Source organism: Streptomyces sp. NEAU-W12 (assembly GCF_026242095.1).
Lineage (GTDB): Bacteria > Actinomycetota > Actinomycetes > Streptomycetales > Streptomycetaceae > Streptomyces.
Genome location: NZ_JAPJDM010000018.1, coordinates 90,243 through 106,481, shown reverse-complemented (window position 1 = coordinate 106,481; position 16,239 = coordinate 90,243). Strand labels below are relative to the sequence as shown.

Below are 16,239 nucleotides of genomic sequence, written 5' to 3'. Positions count from 1 at the left end.
CAACGAGCTCCGCGACGGGAAGCAACATGTTGATGATCGGCGAACCCTCAGCGCATCAACACCGACGTCATGGGTACTCCGCATCCCTCACCATCCCCCCTGCCCCGGAGAGCCATGACACAGAAGACCGAGAACGAGAAGGGCAACCGGTTCTGCAAGGCGTGCGGTACACCGGCCGAAGACGGGAAACTGTGCAGGCACTGCGGTGCCGTACTGGACCTCCCCGACGATGCAGGACTCATCGAAGACCAGGGCGCGGCAGTACGAAGCAACTTCGAAGGACGCACCCAGCAGCAGGAGCCGAGGTGACCGAACCAGTGGAACAGCAGGGCCGAACCCGCACCACTGAACATCGCGCACGGGGGTATACGGGCCGGCATGGCATCCAAGACTGATCGCGTCATGTCCCTGCGGGCCGTGCGGCAACTGCGCCGGGTCCGCGCCTTCTACCTGGCAGGCATCCTGCTGTGGGCGGCATCGACCGCCTGGACGGGCTGGCAGTTCCCCGGGAGCCGGCAGATGTGGGTGTCCGCCCTCCTTCTGGCCGTCTTCACGGGCCTCCTGCTCGCAGCCTCCCTGTGGCTGCGGCGTCTCGAGGCCGCGGGTTCGGGCACTCCTGCACACCATGCCGCGCCACGGAAGGCGACTGCACCACGACACGCACATGCCTGACCAGCCGTCAGTCGGTCCGGACCACCCGCCTGAGGCCTGAAGCGAAGCCGCCGAAGTCGGCCTACCGGTAGATGCACACGTAGCCGACCGGGCAGGCTTGTCCGCGGGGTCACTCCGGTGGCGCAGCGCACGGTGCGGACCGGTACGGAAACCACAGGGGGCGGGGGAGGGGCGGCATCTCCGGGTCGGTGCGCAAGGCGGCTCGGCGTGTGTCCGGCTCTGCGGCTGGAGTTGTTGCCCCGCCCCGGCGGGGTGGCTGCGCGGGTGTGGGGCCTGGTGTGTGCTGCTGGCGGGCCTGCGCTAAAGTCTTCTCCAGAAGGCGCGGGCCGTTTCGGCGGTTCTGCAGTCTGTGCGTTGGTCGTCCAAGGAAAGACGCCCCGCTTCCTGCGGGGAAATGCAGGTGCGAGGCCTGCCCAGCGCTCCATGAGGAGCCCTGTTCCTGTGCCGTGGCAGGATCAGGGCTCCTTCACATGCGGGTAGGCTGCAACGCGAAGCAACCGCTACCCGCTTTCGGGTGACGGCCCGTGCATGCCCGGGGTGGCGCACCATGGCGTCTTCGGGTCCGGAGCCAGGATCCGCAAGGGTTCTCCGCCTGATGGAGCGTCAACCTGCCGCCTTCTGCACATGGGCGGCTACGGCTTCACCACCATCGCGCGACGGCTTCCCCCCGACCACGGCCGCGCTCCGCTTCTCGTTGTGCCGGTCGTGTCCGGTGGGTGCGGGGCTGCTCACCACTCTGGAAGAGCGATGCCTTTCCCGCGTCGGGTGATCTGTTGTTGCTGGGTGGGCGGGCTGACCGCGTGACGTCGGTGACCGGCCGGAGGTGTAGGTCTGTCACCGCGGTGCCGGTGACTTCGGGGCTTTTTGCCCGGGGCGAGGCCCGTGGTACGCGGTCCGGGGGTCAGCTGGTCAGGTGGGTCGCTACCGAGCGTATCGCGTGGTGGAGGGCCGGTCGGGTCTCCTCGGGCGCATCGAGGGTCTCGAAGCCGTGGTGGCCGTTCGGGACGTCGATCAGTTCCAGGTCCGCCCCGCAGTTCTCGGCGGCGGTCGTGAACGCCTCCACGGTGACGGCGATCTGGGGTGCCTCTCGTCCCGCACGCAGGAGGACGATGGGCAGTGTGCCCGCGTGCGTGATCGCACGGGCCGGGTGAAACCGGCTGCCGGTCAGCCCCCAGTTGGGCAGCGGCGCCAGGATCGGGTAGGAGGCGGCCAGGCAGCGCAGCCAGAGGGGAGGCTTTGTCAGCCAGTCCGCGGTGAGCAGGCCGCTACCGGAGAAGAACCACAGGGCCACCCGGTCGGCATCCACCCGGGGGTCGGCCCGTACCAGTTCCACCGCGGCGGTGACGTCCGCGGCGGCGCGCTCGTAGTCGGCGATGTCGTGCAGCCGGTGGTCGAGGGTCACGCCGATCATGCCCTCGGCGGCCGCCAGACGGGCGTAGCCCACCAGGGTCGGCCAGTCACGTGGTGCCGGCCGGGACCCGGCCGGCACCGGACCGCCGTGCACGAAGACCACGGCCGGTCGCGGACCCTCGGCGTCGGGGACGTACAGGTCGGTAGGTCCTCTGCGCTCCCGGGGCAGCTCTGGTACATCCATCGGGAACGGGCGCAGATGGGCGGGCTGGGAGCCGGTCGGCCGCAGACGGTGCCCCTCGCCGGCCGCGGCCCGCAGCAGGGCATCCGCCAGCCCGGCGGGGCAGGACAGCATCGGCCAGTGCCCGGTGGGCAGTTCGAAGAAGGTGGCCTGAGGGCCGGTCAGAGCCGCCAGCGTGGGGTCGCCGAAGTCGACGAGCCGTTGCACCAGGTCGACGCTGACACCGTTACGGGTGCACAGCACTCCGGTGGTGGGCACCGCGACCGCCGATCCGGTCAGCCGCAGCGGCTGGAGCAAGGTGCCCAGCGGCTGCGGTGCGGCGAGGGCGGTGAGCCGGTCCAGTGCCGCTTCGGAGACGCCGGCGGTACTGCCCCAGCGCTGCCACTCGTCACGGGCCGGAGGCGCCAACTCACCTTCACAATCACCGCGTTGGCCCCGCTCGGCCAGCTGTGCGCGCAGGGCCTGGTCCGGTACGGTGGCCAGGGCCGGGACACCGTTCTGCGGCATCCCGCAGTCCAGGTACACGACGCGGGCGACGCGCTGCGGCCGCCGGTCGGCGGCACCGAGCACCGGATGGATGCCGTAGTCGTGACCGACGAGCACGATCTCCCGGTCGAGCGCCGCGTCGATCGCCGCGACCACGTCCGCGATGTGTGTCTCCAGACCGATGCGGGCTGACGCGGCGGGGCGGCCTGCGTCGACTCCGGTGAGCGGGACCGCGTACGCCTCGCTGCCCGCCGCGGCCAGCTGCGCGGTCGTCTCCTGCCACACATGGGCGCCGGTGAACACGCCCGCCACCATGATGAACACGGTCATGGATCTCTCCTCGGGTTCGTCACACGACATCGCGCCGGTCGCGCACGCCGTGGTCCGCGGACCGGGGCGTACCCCCGGCCCGTGCGTGCCGATACCGTAGGAGCTCCCCCAGAGGGAGGTTCAACTGTCCGCATCACACGAGGTTTTGTGGAGCATCGGCGAGTTCGCCGAGCGCGCGGGGGCAACTGTGAAGAGCGTCCGCTTCTACTCCGACCGGGGTCTGCTGCCCGAGGCCTCCCGCAGCGGCGGCGGACACCGCCGGTACGGCCCCGAGGCGCTGGAGCGACTGAGGCTGATCCGCTCCCTGCGCGCCCTCGACCTGTCGCTGCCCGAGGTGCGCCGCGTCCTCGATGACGAGGACGCGGCGGGCCGTGTGCTGGAGGAGGCCGTCGCGAGCCGCCTGCGCGAGCTGGGCAGTGAGCTGAAGACGCTGCGCTGGCGGGAGGCGGCGCTGCGGCTGGTGCAGGAGTGCCCGGCCGCGGAGCGGGCCGGCCGACTGCGGCTGCTCGGCGCGGTGAGTACCCCGCCGAGCACGGCATCGCTGGCCCGGTTCTGGCGTGCCTGGCTGCCGCCGCGGATGCCGGCCCGGGCGACGGCGGCGTTCTTGGAAGTGGCCGTCCCGCAGCCGCCCGACGAGCCGGCCCCGGCGCAGGTGCTCGCTTTCGCCGGGCTGCACGCGATGACGACGGCTCCCTGCCCGGACGGCCGGCAGCCCCAGCCGGAGGTGCACCGGGTGGCCGGGGCCCGCGGAGCGGCCGCGTTGTACGCGGGTCTCGCCGAGGCGTACGAGATCGCGGGCCCGCAGCTGCGCCGGGCACGAAATCCGTACCCGGGTGAGGCGCTGGACGCCTACGTGGCGGCGTACGCGAGCGCATACGGCAGCCGGGACACCCGGGAGTTCCGGCGCCTGCTGGCCGCGCGGCTCGCGACCGGACCGCGCCTGGACCGCTACTGGGAGCTGACGGCCGTGGTGCTCACTTTGCCGGATGGCCGGCCGGAGCCGACCCCGGGATCCGCGGACGACTGGCTGCGCGCGGCACTGGAGCGGGACAACGCCCAAGCGGCGTAGAGCGCAGGAAAGAAGCTGACAGTCGTGGCCGTCCACCAGATCCAGCGGATCACGGCCCCGCGAGGCCTTCTTGTACGGCGGAGCCGGTCGGTGTCCTGCTCGCACCGTCAGCGTTTTGTGGCGGCCTTCCTGGCGGCCTTCTGCTGTGCCTTGCTCTTGGCGTTCCCTGCTTCCTTTGCCTGGCCGGGGGGTTGGTGAGGGGGCCCGGTCGCCGCGCCGCCCTGCGGTGTTTCCGGGGGGGTGTCCGTGTGGCTCGGTGCGGCTTGTGCGGTCTTGGCCGCAGAGGTGTGTGTGGCTGCGTCGGTGGCGGATCTGCGGTTCGGGCCGGGGGAAGCGGGGCCGGCGCTTTGCCCGGGTATGTCGTCGGGGGGTGTGTCGGCGGATGCGCTGTGGTCGGAGGGCGCCTCCGTGGACGGCGTGGCTGCCTCTTTCCGCCCTGTGCTCTCAGGAGGATCCGGCTTTCCCGTGGGGGTGCTCGTGGCCCTGGTCGCGCTTCGGTCATCGCCCGGTGGGGCGGAGTCGTCGGTGACGGCGAAGGCGGTTGCCATGACCGCGGCGAGTGCGACGGTCGCGCCGGCCGCGAGGGTGCGCCCACGCGCGGGCGTGGTGCGGGGAGCAGCCCGGCGGTCCTTGCCGGGCAGCGGATTGGTGTGCGTGCGGTCGGCCGTCTGCGTTGGTCCGCGGCCGGCGATGAGGCTCGTGGCGTGTGCCGGCGGGCGGGCTTCGAGCCGTGCTGTCTCGGCCAGTGCGGCCAGTGTGCGGGCGCAGTCGCTGGCTGACGGGCGGTTCTCCTCGTTCAGGGCTGTCATGTCCCGCAACAGGAGGGCCAGGTCTTCCGGCAGCCAGCGGGGCAGGACGGGTTGGCGGTGCAGTCGTGCGATCGCGGCTTCAAGGGGGCCGCCGTCGTACTCGAGCCTGCCCGTGAGGCACTCGAGGAGCACCAGGCCGAGGGCGTACACGTCGGCGGGTCGGCCGACGGGCTGGCCGAGGACTTGCTCGGGGGAGAGGTAGGCGGCGGTGCCGATGAGCGTGCCGGTGGCGGTGCGGGTGGTGGCGTCCTCCAGCAGTCGGGAGATGCCGAAGTCGCTCAGGTAGGGGCGGTGAGAAGCGTCCAGGAGGATGTTGGACGGTTTGACGTCCCGGTGGACGATTCCTGCGTCGTGTGCGTGAGCCAGTGCGTGGGCCAGGTCGGCGCCGAGTGCGGCGGTCGCCTCGGGGGGCAGCGGGCCCTTGGCGATGCGGTTCCTCAGTGTGGTGCCTTCGATCAGTTGCATGACCAGGAAGACACGTCCGTTGTGCTGTCCGGCGTCGTAGGCGGTGACAAGTCCGGGGTGGTGCAACCGGGCCAGGATCACTGCTTCGCTGTGCGAGCTCTCCTCAGTGCCGATGCCGGTGTCGGACCGGAAGAGCTTGACGGCCACCGGTCGTCTCAATCGCAGATCGAAACCTCGATGGACATTCGCGGCAGCGCCCGAACCAAGGAGACCGTCCAGGCGGTACCGGCCGCTCAGTACCTCGGCTGAACACCGGGAAGCCGTGGCCCGGGCCGACTCACGAAGCCTCATTCTCTCTCCCCTGCTGCATCGAGGTGCGAATGCCCCTGGCGAGCCGTGGTCGACGCGCCACCGCACGCAGGTACCCACGAAGAGCTGGGATACCCCCGGCGCGGCACCGCGAGGGCACTTCGTGAGGCGAAACCGGCGCCCGCCTCGACGCCCCTGAATCCGGCTGCCGCTTCCTCACCGGTGAAGCGGCGAGTGCCGGTGAGGTGATGAGCGAGCGGGCCGCGTGACGGATCTGCCGGGACAACGCCTGGTGGTCGGCGTTCGGGAAGAAGCGGTCGAAGAACGGCACGTGGCCCTGGTGCCGAAGTGTTGCGTGGTGGTGGCCGGGGAGTCCGGCCGGGTCACCCGGGGGCGCGGCTGCCCGGCCCGCCGGTTCGGGAACGTGGGGGACCGGCCCGGCCGGATACGGCGCTACGACTCGGACATGGGCGATGCCGAGGGGGCGTTGGCGTGGGGCCTGCTGCCGGTGCCGGCCTGGACAACGGGCCGGGGCAGGCGGGGGCGAGTGGTGTGCCGGGGGTTTTGGGGGAGTGAGGGCCGCGGTGGCAGCCGGGGGTGGTCCGCCAGCCCTGGTGTACCCGGTCTGCTTGGGCCTTTTTGGCTTGCCTGGCGTGTGCCGGTGTGCTGTCTCCTGCGTGTTCCTGTCCTTCGGCTGCCGGTGCACCGGCAGCCCGGTCGTGGGGGGCCACCGGGTGGATCCGGGACCTGTCTGCGCTGGTTCGGCTCGCTGCCCTGGTCGGGTGGGGCGGGCGCGTGGGGTGATGTCGCGGAAAGTTGGGGAAAAAGTTGTGGCAGCCGACGGGAGGTTGTCGTGGTGGGTGGAGATCTGGAGCTGGGCGAGTTGCTGGCCGCCGCGGAGGCGGCGCCGCCCGGTGAGTCAGTGGATGTGGTGGCGCACGACCTGCAGAAGCGGCTCGGTGCGGAGCGTGTGTCTTTTCTGTTCGTCGACCTCGTCGGTCAGCGGCTGGTACGGCTCGCCGCGGCCGGTGATGATGCCGCGGACCGCGGTGGGCCGATCGATCTGCTGGACAGCGTCTACGACCGTGTTCTGCGGAGCCAGCGTCAGCATGTGGAAGCGGACGGCCAGGGCGGACGCCGGGTCATCACACCGGTCACCAATCGTGGCGACTGCATCGGTGTTCTGGAGGTGAGCCTGCAGTCCGCCGACGACACCGTGCTCCGGCAAGTGCGCGAGGCGGCACACGCGCTGGCCTACATCATCGTCACGGACCGTCGTTTCACCGATCTGTACCACTTGGGCCGGCGTACCACCGAGACCAGCCTGGCCGCGGAGATCCAGCACCAGTTGCTTCCCTCGGCCCCCTGCTGCGAGGCGGCCCAGTTCACCCTCGCCGCCGGGCTGATCCCTGCCGACGACATCGGTGGCGACACCTACGACTACACCCTCGACCGCGACACCCTGCACCTGTCCATCACCGACGCCATGGGCCACGACACGAACTCCGCTCTGCTGGCCACCTTGCTGGTCGGCGCGCTGCGGCGGGCACGCCGCAGCGGCTGCGACGCCCTTGAGCAGGCCCACCACGCCCATCAGGCCCTGCTGAGCCACAACTGCGGCCTGGCCACCGGACAGTTGCTGTGCATAGACCTCGAAACGGGTCTGTGCGAACTGGTCAATGCCGGCCATCCCTGGCCGCTGCGGCTGCGTGAGGGCACCGTCGAAGAGGTCGGACTCGCCGTCAACCTGCCATTCGGTGTGGCGGCACCCACCTCCTACCGGCTGCAGGAACTGCGCCTGCAGCCCGGAGACCGCCTGATCCTGCTCACCGACGGAATGCAGGAGCGCGGTGCCGCAGCCGTCGACCTGGCCTCGGTCGTTCACGACACCCGCGCCCTGCATCCAAGGGAAGCCGTCCGGAGCCTGACCGCCGCGGTCTTTGATGCCTGCCACGGCAGTCTCAAGGACGACGCCACGGTCCTGATACTGGACTGGCACGGCGGACGTCGCAGACCGGCCGGCACCGGATCGGGCCCGCGGTGAGGGCCGCACCCGCCGTACGCCACCGCTTTGCCCCCGTGTCCTTGACGGCGCCGTCGTGCCGGACGCGGCCGTCCGGCACGGAGTGCCGCTGCGCCGCTGTGGCCAGACCGCGCGGGGGCCCGGCCCTCTGACTCTGATGTCCGCGGGCGCCACCGGCTGGGAGAGGTCCGGCCGTCTTGCCGGGACCTTCGCGCATGACGACGGCCTGCGCACCCCCGCCTGCCGGCCGATGGGCGCTGCCGGTCTCCAGCGTGCCTGCCCGACCGGGACCGCCTCGGGAGCCGGGCACCTCGTCGACGCCGGCCGGGTCGCCCGGCAGACCACTCCGGATCCACCGGCGAGGTCCGGCTCGGCGCCGCACAGGGCAGGGGTGAGAAGCGCGGCGCGCCCGGTCCCGCCCTGTGAATCCAGCGGCCGTGATGCCGTTCTGTCGTGCGATATGCCCGGGGTGCCACTGGACCGGCCACCTCGGGCGCCGGACCGCTCGGCACGTGTGGTTCTTGCTTCGTCCGTGCGAGCGCAGGCATGGATGCAACAGGAGGGGGTATCCGCGAGGCGGCGTCGGCTGCGTTCGGCCGACTGCACGGTGGGCTTCGACGCCGGGAGGGGTATGTCATGGCGCTCATGAAGGTGACGGCAGCGAACACGCAGGCGCACCAGTTGCCGGAGGTTGCCGACCCCGCTCAGGTGGCGCCCCGGGATGCCCGCGAGCTGTCCCGGCTGTTCTTCGACCGGCTGGCGGTGCTTGAGGAGGGCACGCCGGAGTACAGCCGCGCGCGCGGCACGCTGATCGAGATGAACATGTCCCTGGTCCGCTTCGCGGCCGGCCGCTTCCGCAGCCGCGGGCCGCAGGAGATGGAGGACATCGTCCAGGTCGGCATGATCGGTCTGATCAAGGCGATCGACCGGTTCGACCTGTCCCGGGAGGCGGAGTTCACCTCCTTCGCCATCCCCTACATCGTCGGCGAGATCAAGCGGTTCTTCCGCGACACCACCTGGGCCGTCCACGTTCCGCGCCGGCTCCAGGAAGCCCGCGTCCAGCTCGCGCGCGCCACCGAGGAGCTCCGCAGCCGCCTGGGCCGTACCCCGACGGTGAAGGAACTGTCGGAGCTGATGAGCCTTCCCGAGGAAGAGGTACGGGAGGCCCGCCTCGCCGCGAACGGCTACAGTTCCTCCTCCCTGGACGCCACCATCGGCGCCGGCCAGGGCGGCGAAGCCGCGCTGCAGGACTTCATCGGCGTCCAGGACCAGGCTCTGGAACTGGTGGAGGACTTCCACGCCCTGGCCCCGCTGATCGCAGAACTCGATGAGCGGGACCGGCAGATCATCCACATGCGGTTCGTGGAAGAACTCACTCAGGCCCAGATCGGCGAGCGCCTGGGCGTCTCCCAGATGCATGTCTCCCGGCTGCTGTCGCGTACGCTCGTCCGGCTGCGGGAAGGTCTGCTCACCAGTCGCTGAGAGGGCGCCCGAGTACGGCGGGGACGCAGCCGTCCGCCGGTGGGCCGGCGGCTTCCCGGATCTTCGGGCCTGCGCTGCTGCCGCAGCCGCCGGCTAGTCGGCAAGTCTGCGCAGGTGGAAGTGGGCGACCACCTGCTTGCCGGTTTCCCGGGCGATGGTGTGCACCTGGTCGCACAGCTGGGTGACCAGGTGCAGACCGTGTTTGTCGACGCGGCGGGCGTCGTGTGCTCGCAGCTCGGGCGGATGAGGGGAACTGTCACTCACGGTGATGCGCAGCAGGGCGGCGTCGGGTGCCACTTCCAACGCCAGGCTGCCCGGACCGGGGGCGTGACGCAGCGCATTGGTGACCAGCTCACTGACGATGAGCTGGGCGTCCTGGCTCGGCCTGCGGCCGGGGTCGTGGCCGGCCTGGGCCAGCAGCGTGCGTACGGCCGCTCGGGCTTCAGCGATCGGTGCGTCTGCGGTGTCCCAGGCGGCGCTGTATCGCAGGGGTGCTGCAGACCCCTGCTCATCCGGTGCCCGATTTTTAAGCTGGATGACCATAAAATCTTCCCGTGGGTTGTTCCTTGTCTTTTCATCGCAAGGCGTCGTTATCGCGTGATTTCGCTTACCCGCTGCCGTCCTGTTCATGGGCGCCGCCGGTCCTGCTGTCCGGCACGGAGCCGCTGCCGGCGCCGGTGATCCGCTTTCTTCCATGGAGAGCTTGTCGTCGCGGCGTGCTTCGGAGTCCCAGCTGATCGGGGGTGTGAGCTGATCGGCGTTGGGGGCGTCGATGTCGAGCTCGTAGGTCACGTCGAGGTAGTCGTACGTTGTCGTGGGTGTGTCGGAGATCGTGTACGTCTTCTCCAGCCGCTGTCCCACGCTGATCGGCTGCTTGGTCCACAACGTGGTGCTGCCGGGACTGCAGGTGGGTGCGCACCTGGTGGTCCAGGTGATGGTCAGCGGCGGGAGGTCGCCCGTCGACTCCAGCATCACGAGCCGGTCGGTTTCGCTCCACCGCAGGCTCGTGACGGACAGATCCATCTGCTGGGCGGTGGCGAACCCCTCTCTGACAGCCTCGGGACCCGGCGGGCGGTACGGGGCGGCGCAGCCCCATCCCGTGACGACGCCCGTAGGGCGCCCTTGACTGACCGTCGTGTCCCGCACCCTGGGAAACAGGTGGCCCCGGCTCTCTGACCTGCACACGGCTACCTTCAGGGTGGGGACGTATCGCTGTACCTCACTGGCCACGTTCACGTTCACGTGTACGCCGACAGGGTCCAGCTGGCCCGAGCCCCGGACGGGTGCGGTTCATCGTGCGGCGTCCTGGTCGGAGTCCGCGGATTTGGGGGGATGTGCGCGCAGTGAGCCGGGGTGGGCCTTGGCGGTCGGGTCGTGCCTGGTCTTGATCAGGCTCGCCACGGTGACGACTGCGAGGACGAGGGCGATCACGGTGAGGCTGAGGGGGGTGGAGATCTCGGGGACTCCCTCGTGCAGGTCGACGTGCGCCCAGTGCAGGATGAGCTTGGCGCCGATGAACGCGAGGATCAGCGACAGTCCGGCGGACAGATACACCAGCCGGTCCAGCAGTCCCTTGACGAGGAAGAACAGGGCGCGCAGGCCGAGCAGGGCGAAGGCGTTGGCGGTGAAGACGATGTAGGGCTCTTGGGTGACCCCGAACACGGCGGGGATGGAGTCGAGCGCGAAGAGCAGGTCGATGCTGCCGATGGCGAGCAGGACGATGAACAGCGGGGTGACCATCCGGCGTCCGTCGATGCGGGTGGTGAGTTTGCCGCCGACGTAGTCGCCGGTGACCGGCAGGAGCCGGCGGGCGGCTTTGACCATGACGTTGTCGTCGATGTCGGGGTCCTCGTCGCGGTGCCGGAACAGCTGCACGGCCGTGTAGATCAGCAGCAGGCCGAACAGCAGGAACATGAGCGAGAACAGCGCCAGCAGGGCGGCGCCGAGCAGGATGAAGACCGCGCGCATGGCCAGGGCGAGCACGATGCCGAAGGTGAGCACCTTGTGCTGGTGCTCCTCCGGCACGGCGAAGGTGGTCATGATGATGACGAAGACGAACAGGTTGTCGACCGACAGGCTCTTCTCGACGATGTAGCCGGCGAAGTACTCGGTGCCGGATTCTCCGCCGTATCGCACGGCGAACCAGACGCCGAAGCCCACCGCGACCAGGATGTAGAACACCGACCAGGCGGTGGCCTCGCCGAAGCCGACCCGGTGGGGGCGCGCGGCGGCCAGGATCAGGTCGACGGCGAGCAGCCCCAGGATCAGGGCGATGGTGACGGCCCAGGTGAGTGCGCTGATGTCCAGCACCGGTCCTCCAATCGGTTTCCGGGTCGGTCCTCGTTCGGCGGCGAGGTGGTGGCGGTGTCGGCCGGGGCGGTGAGGATACCGACCTTGTCCTGGCCGATCAGGGCGGCGTCGGTGAAGGCGAGGTCGGTGATGAACAGCAACACCGTAAACCCGATACCGCCCAGTACGGCGGCGCCGAGGGTCTCGCGGCGGTGCATGTCCGTGGGCAGAGTTCCCCAGCCCAGCCGACGCGCCGGATGGGCGACCCCATCGACGCCGGCGACCTTTACCGAGGAGGGGACCGGTGGTGATCGCCCAGGCCACCGGTCGGCCAAAGGCGTCGCCGGGCGCGCCGCCGCGTAGGTCGGCCCCCGCGTCAGCCACCGCGAAAAGCGGAACCACCAGGAACGCGCTGGCCGGCTGTATCAGCGTGCGTCCGGAGCTGGGCCGACGACGACCCGGATGAGCAGCACGAGGGGTGGCATCAACCGAGAGAAAGAGGGAAGTCGGCATCAAAGCCACAAATCAGGCACGACGGTATCACGGAAGGCGGTCATGATGGCTTTGTTGCTGTTCCTGATCCTCGTGGCAGTGGTCCTGGGTATCGCCGGTGCCGTGATCGAGGGGTTGCTGTACCTGCTCGTGATCGGCGTGGTGGTCTTCGTCTGCGCACTCGCCTATACTGCGCTGCGGTTTCGCAGGGGCGGCAGCCGACACGGCTGAGCGCCCGCACGACTCCTGGGTGGGTGGTGACCGACGCCGCGCCGACCGGCGAACGGGGCGGATCGTGCGCCACCACTCGCCCCGAGGGATACCAGCCGTGCCGGCGGGTCGTCGGCGGCTCGGCGGCGGATGCCCCCGGGCTGCCCAGGTGCGCCCATCCTTGCTTCGCTGGTCCCGGAGCGACGGCAACGAGGCACAGGGCCGTGTGCGGGACATCGTTGCTGACCGAGCCGGGAAGCAGCCTGCGCAGTCGCGCTCGGCCCCGTGATCCGACGACGAGCAGGTCCGCCTTCCTGGACAGCTCCGTCAAGTTCGTCGCCGGATGCGCTCCCCAGTCGATACGCAGGCCGACACCCACCGCCGGGTACCGTCCGGCCAACTCGGTGATCCGCCCGGTGAGAAAGCGCCGTGGCGCGGCGCGCACGGAGGCGCCGAGCCCGCCCAGCCCGCCGAGCGGAGCAGCATCCCCTTCCGCTGCGCCTGCCTCAACGGGCCGCCCACGATCCGTCACCGTGTCGGTCCGCCGGAGACCGTGGGGTGCCGTCGGGACCGCGGGATTCTTCCTCGCCCTGTACTGGCCGAGCGCCTGTCATGGAGCACGGCTGACGTCGGCCATGGGCCATCGAGGGGATCATCGTGTGGCCGTGGTCCTTCCACCCGCCCGGTTTGGCCCCACTACCGGCCCGCCGAGGCGGAGAGCACGTCGGCGGCATCCCTTGGTCGTCGCCGATGCCGGCACCCATACGTCTGCCGCCGATCGGGTGTTCCGAGTAGTCCGGCGGATAGCCGCGTTTCCCTTCTGGAACCAGGTGTTGGCGCCGCTTCGTGGGTTTGCCGGCAGGCGGCGTCCGTCGCGTAGTGCTGTGCCGCTGAAATAGTGGGTATGCGGGCTGGGATCAAGATCGCGCCGGTTTCCTGCGGGCATGTGATCTTCGGAGACAGTTGGCCGCGGTTCCGTGCGGCATGAGCGCGGGGCCACAGGGTGGTGCGAAGGAAGGACAAGCGCAGCGCAGTGACAATCGCCGATGCGGTGTTCGCGTGGTTGGGAGCCGGAGCGCTGCTTGCGGCAGTGCTCCCCAGAGTGGTGGCCGGACGTCCGCTCTCGATGCCCCTGATGTTCTTGGTGGCTGGCGTCGGCGTGTACCTGCTGCCCCTGCCGCTGCCTGTGATCGATCCGGTGGAAGACCGGCAGCTGACTGAACACATCACCGAGATCGGCGTGATCATCGCGCTGATGGGCGCCGGGCTGGCGCTCAACCGACCCGTCGGCCGGCGTCGGTGGGGCACGACCTGGCGGCTGCTGGGCGTCACGATGGTGTTGACCGTCGTGGGCACCGCCCTTGTGGCGTGGTGGCTGCTGGACTGGCCGCCGGCCGCCGCCCTGCTGCTGGCCGCCGTCCTCGCCCCGACTGATCCGGTGCTCGCTTCGGAGGTGCGGGTCGGTGAGCCCACCGAGGACGAGCACGACGAGGACGAGGTGCGCTTCGCCCTCACCAGCGAGGCGGGCCTCAACGACGGGCTTGCCTTCCCCCTGACGTACGCGGCTGTCGCGCTGGCCGCTGCCGCGGGAAGCGGCTGGTCGGTCGCCTGGGTCGGCGCCTGGGCGGTGGAGGACGTCGCCTTCAAGTGCACCGTGGGTGTCCTGAGCGGGTTGCTCGTCGGCCGGCTGCTCGGCTGGTTGTTCTTCCGGGCCCGCTCGCCGGTGTTGCGCATGTCCGAACACCGGGACGGTTTCGTCGCGCTGGGTGCCACCTTCCTGTCCTACGGGGTGACCGAGCTGATAGGGGGTTACGGCTTTCTCGCCGTGTTCACCACCGCTTGCGCGATCCGGGCGGCCGAACGCGCCCACGGCTTCCACAACATCCTCCACGACTTCGTGGAACAGATTGAGCGCCTGTTCACCGCGACGTTGCTGTTTCTGCTGGGCGCCTTCATCGCGCTGGGCGGCCTTGCCTCTCTGACCTGGCAGGGCGCTGTCACCGCGCTGGTGCTCCTGCTGGTGATCCGGCCGTTGTCCGGGTGGGCCGGGCTGCTCGGGAGCCCCATGCGCGCCAAGGAACGTTGGGTTGTCGCGGGCTACGGCATCCGAGGCATCGGTTCGCTGTACTACCTCGCCTACGGTCTGGGACAACACGACTTCCCGGTGCCGGCGCGGGAGCTATGGGCGGTAGTGACGTTCACCGTGCTCGCCTCGGTGGTGCTGCATGGCGTCACAGCAGGTCCGGTCGTCGCCCGGCTCGACCGGCTGCGGACTGCCGCCACGCCCCCCGCGACGCGACGGCATATGACGCGCAAGCAGCAGTGATGCACATCGGCCGCTGCTCACGCACCCACTGATACCTACTGCAACTCACCGTTACCAACCGAGTCGCGGAGGACCAGTCATCGCTCAACATCCACCGATGCCGCCACTGCTCACCGTGCACGGATCTCCATGGTTCTGCAGGAGACAGCGCTCACGAAGTCGCGGACCCTGCAACAGGGCGCTCACTGGCCGCGCTGCCAGGCACCCGGCTACGGGCGACCGACCCCCTCGATGCCCTGCTCGACACCGACCTGGCACGCCAGGACTGGGAGATCGCTTAGCTTGACTCTGCCGGGGATCTCGGAGTTTCCCGGTGCGCCGGCTTGATCGGCGGGCGTGCTCGGGGCTGTTTCGAAGACCGATGCAGCTGTCGAGGTGTCCGTTGTGTCGAAGCCGAGCCGGACCGGGTGCGGGGGCAGCGAGGTAGCGATGGGGGAGACCGGCAGCTCCTGACGTACGGTCGCCGTGCCGACCACGGCGATGTCCCAGCGGGGTCGGCCCGTCAGCCTGTGGACAGAGGACGGAGAACTCTCTCCTCCGTCCGGATGGGATGAATCGGGCCGCAAGGGTCAGACCCGGCCCCCTTGTCCAGCGTGGTCGGCCCGGCCACGACCCCGACCCCGGGAATCAGGCCGCGACGAGCTCCTGCTCGCGGTCTGGCGTCTTGACCTTGGGCTTCTTGTTCGGCAGCGAGAGCCGGAAGACCTTGCGCCACGCGGAGAGCACCTGCTTGGGCAGCGGCCCGGTGACGTACTCCAGCTCGTACTTCTCGAACAGCGCGCGCACCTTCACCGCGACCTCGGCGTACCGGTTGCTCGGCAGGTCCGGGAACAGGTGGTGCTCGATCTGGTGCGACAGGTTGCCGGTCATGAAGTGCATGGCCCTGCTGCCGCTGATGTTCGCCGAGCCCATCATCTGGCGCAGGTACCACTGGCCGCGCGTCTCGCCCTTGATCGACCGGCGCTCGAAGACCTGCACGCCCTCGGGGAAGTGTCCGCACATGATCACCGAGTGGGACCAGATGTTGCGGACCAGGTTCGCGGTGAACGTGGCGGCGAGCGTGGTGAGGAACGACGGGCCCGACAGCAGCGGGTGGATCACGTAGTCCTTGAGTACCTGCTTGCGGATCTTGCGGCCCACGGCCTTGGCCCGCGCGCGGAACTCCGGGTCCTTGCGGCGGCGCTTGTGCAGGTTCTTGCCGAGCTCCAGGTCGTACGCTGCGATGCCGTACTCGAAGAAGCAGGCGTTGATGAAGTTCCACAGCGGCTGGCCGAGGTGGAACGGGTGCCACTTCTGGTCCTCGTCGACGCGCATGATGCCGTAGCCGAGGTCGTTGTCCTTGCCGATCACGTTGGTGTACGTGTGGTGCAGCTCGTTGTGCGAGTGCTTCCACTGCTCGGACGGCGAGACGTGATCCCACTCCCAGGTGGTGGAGTGAATCTTCGGGTCCCGCATCCAGTCCCACTGGCCGTGCAGGACGTTGTGGCCGATCTCCATGTTGTCCATGATCTTCGCCACGGACAGACCGGCGGTGCCGAGCAGCCACGCGGGCGGGAAGATCGAGAACAGCAGCACGCCCCTGCTGACCAGCTCGAGCTTGCGCTGCGCCGAGATGACCTTGCGGATGTAGGCGGCGTCTTTCTCGCCGCGGCTGGCGATCACCTCGTCGCGGATCGCGTCCAGCTCGCGGCCAAGCTCCTCGATCTGCTCCGCGGTCAGGTGGGCGGTGGGGTCGATGGCGGTCAA

At 69.8% G+C, this 16,239-nt stretch carries 13 protein-coding genes and 2 pseudogenes; 7 read left to right on the top strand and 8 right to left on the bottom strand.

Annotation, left to right across the window (positions count from 1 at the left end; translation table 11 throughout):
- Positions 1-114: 114 nt before the first annotated feature.
- Together ORI94_RS22725 and ORI94_RS22720 are read left to right on the top strand one after the other, a co-directional pair.
- Positions 115-309, top strand: a complete 195-nt coding sequence (locus ORI94_RS22725; protein ID WP_266078600.1) for a double zinc ribbon domain-containing protein — start codon at positions 115-117, stop codon at positions 307-309.
- Positions 310-378: 69 nt separating this feature from the next.
- Positions 379-672, top strand: coding sequence for a hypothetical protein (locus ORI94_RS22720; protein WP_266078598.1), 294 nt, complete (start codon positions 379-381; stop codon positions 670-672).
- Positions 673-1,573: 901 nt separating this feature from the next.
- On the opposite strand, the gene ORI94_RS22715 is transcribed toward ORI94_RS22720, so the two are convergent.
- Complete coding sequence (locus tag ORI94_RS22715) at positions 1,574-3,079, bottom strand: alpha/beta hydrolase (protein WP_266078596.1); 1,506 nt, start codon at positions 3,077-3,079, stop codon at positions 1,574-1,576.
- A 124-nt stretch (positions 3,080-3,203) separates the two neighbouring features.
- On the opposite strand from ORI94_RS22715, the gene ORI94_RS22710 reads away from it, so the two are divergent.
- Complete coding sequence (locus tag ORI94_RS22710) at positions 3,204-4,148, top strand: MerR family transcriptional regulator (RefSeq protein ID WP_266078704.1); 945 nt, start codon at positions 3,204-3,206, stop codon at positions 4,146-4,148.
- Positions 4,149-4,255: 107 nt separating this feature from the next.
- Here the strand turns inward: ORI94_RS22710 and ORI94_RS22705 are convergent, their stop codons facing one another.
- Entirely contained in the window at positions 4,256-5,713 is a 1,458-nt protein-coding gene (locus tag ORI94_RS22705) for a serine/threonine-protein kinase (protein WP_266078594.1), read from the bottom strand.
- An 811-nt stretch (positions 5,714-6,524) separates the two neighbouring features.
- Here ORI94_RS22705 and ORI94_RS22700 point away from each other — a divergent pair.
- Both ORI94_RS22700 and ORI94_RS22695 read left to right on the top strand, forming a co-directional pair.
- The gene (locus ORI94_RS22700) at positions 6,525-7,715 is read left to right on the top strand and encodes a PP2C family protein-serine/threonine phosphatase (RefSeq protein WP_266078592.1); all 1,191 of its coding nucleotides are present in this window, start codon (positions 6,525-6,527) and stop codon (positions 7,713-7,715) included.
- A 615-nt stretch (positions 7,716-8,330) separates the two neighbouring features.
- The gene (locus ORI94_RS22695; RefSeq protein WP_266078590.1) at positions 8,331-9,176 is read left to right on the top strand and encodes an RNA polymerase sigma factor SigF; all 846 of its coding nucleotides are present in this window, start codon (positions 8,331-8,333) and stop codon (positions 9,174-9,176) included.
- A 93-nt stretch (positions 9,177-9,269) separates the two neighbouring features.
- Here the strand turns inward: ORI94_RS22695 and ORI94_RS22690 are convergent, their stop codons facing one another.
- The 4 genes and pseudogenes from ORI94_RS22690 to ORI94_RS35595 form a co-directional block, all read right to left on the bottom strand.
- Positions 9,270-10,199: an ATP-binding protein gene (locus ORI94_RS22690; protein WP_266078588.1), complete on the bottom strand. Its 930-nt coding sequence runs from the start codon at positions 10,197-10,199 to the stop codon at positions 9,270-9,272.
- Between the two features lie 267 nt (positions 10,200-10,466).
- Complete coding sequence (locus tag ORI94_RS22685) at positions 10,467-11,486, bottom strand: TerC family protein (RefSeq protein WP_266078586.1); 1,020 nt, start codon at positions 11,484-11,486, stop codon at positions 10,467-10,469.
- Positions 11,441-11,800: a Na+/H+ antiporter NhaA gene (locus ORI94_RS22680; RefSeq protein ID WP_266078584.1), complete on the bottom strand. Its 360-nt coding sequence runs from the start codon at positions 11,798-11,800 to the stop codon at positions 11,441-11,443. The genes ORI94_RS22685 and ORI94_RS22680 overlap by 46 nt, the downstream gene beginning before the upstream one ends.
- A gap of 13 nt (positions 11,801-11,813) precedes the next feature.
- A pseudogene (locus tag ORI94_RS35595) lies at positions 11,814-11,978 on the bottom strand (hypothetical protein); the annotation flags it as partial.
- Between the two features lie 42 nt (positions 11,979-12,020).
- Here ORI94_RS35595 and ORI94_RS22675 point away from each other — a divergent pair.
- The gene (locus ORI94_RS22675) at positions 12,021-12,188 is read left to right on the top strand and encodes a hypothetical protein (RefSeq protein WP_266078714.1); all 168 of its coding nucleotides are present in this window, start codon (positions 12,021-12,023) and stop codon (positions 12,186-12,188) included.
- A gap of 190 nt (positions 12,189-12,378) precedes the next feature.
- Here the strand turns inward: ORI94_RS22675 and ORI94_RS22670 are convergent.
- Positions 12,379-12,546, bottom strand: a pseudogene (locus ORI94_RS22670) (universal stress protein); the annotation flags it as partial.
- A gap of 654 nt (positions 12,547-13,200) precedes the next feature.
- On the opposite strand from ORI94_RS22670, the gene ORI94_RS22665 reads away from it, so the two are divergent.
- A complete protein-coding gene (locus ORI94_RS22665; protein ID WP_266078582.1) occupies positions 13,201-14,493 on the top strand; it encodes a cation:proton antiporter in 1,293 nt (430 codons plus the stop codon).
- A gap of 627 nt (positions 14,494-15,120) precedes the next feature.
- On the opposite strand, the gene ORI94_RS22660 is transcribed toward ORI94_RS22665, so the two are convergent.
- Complete coding sequence (locus tag ORI94_RS22660) at positions 15,121-16,239, bottom strand: fatty acid desaturase family protein (protein ID WP_266078580.1); 1,119 nt, start codon at positions 16,237-16,239, stop codon at positions 15,121-15,123.

What these genes read in the sequence shown, in the direction of transcription:
- ORI94_RS22715 (WP_266078596.1), bottom strand. Translation starts at nt 3,079, where the DNA reads ATGACCGTGTTCATCATGGTGGCGGGCGTGTTCACCGGCGCCCATGTG.
- ORI94_RS22725 (WP_266078600.1), top strand. Translation starts at nt 115, where the DNA reads ATGACACAGAAGACCGAGAACGAGAAGGGCAACCGGTTCTGCAAGGCG.
- ORI94_RS22695 (WP_266078590.1), top strand. Translation starts at nt 8,331, where the DNA reads ATGGCGCTCATGAAGGTGACGGCAGCGAACACGCAGGCGCACCAGTTG.
- ORI94_RS22675 (WP_266078714.1), top strand. Translation starts at nt 12,021, where the DNA reads ATGATGGCTTTGTTGCTGTTCCTGATCCTCGTGGCAGTGGTCCTGGGT.
- ORI94_RS22720 (WP_266078598.1), top strand. Translation starts at nt 379, where the DNA reads ATGGCATCCAAGACTGATCGCGTCATGTCCCTGCGGGCCGTGCGGCAA.
- ORI94_RS22690 (WP_266078588.1), bottom strand. Translation starts at nt 10,199, where the DNA reads ATGGATCTGTCCGTCACGAGCCTGCGGTGGAGCGAAACCGACCGGCTC.
- ORI94_RS22705 (WP_266078594.1), bottom strand. Translation starts at nt 5,713, where the DNA reads ATGAGGCTTCGTGAGTCGGCCCGGGCCACGGCTTCCCGGTGTTCAGCC.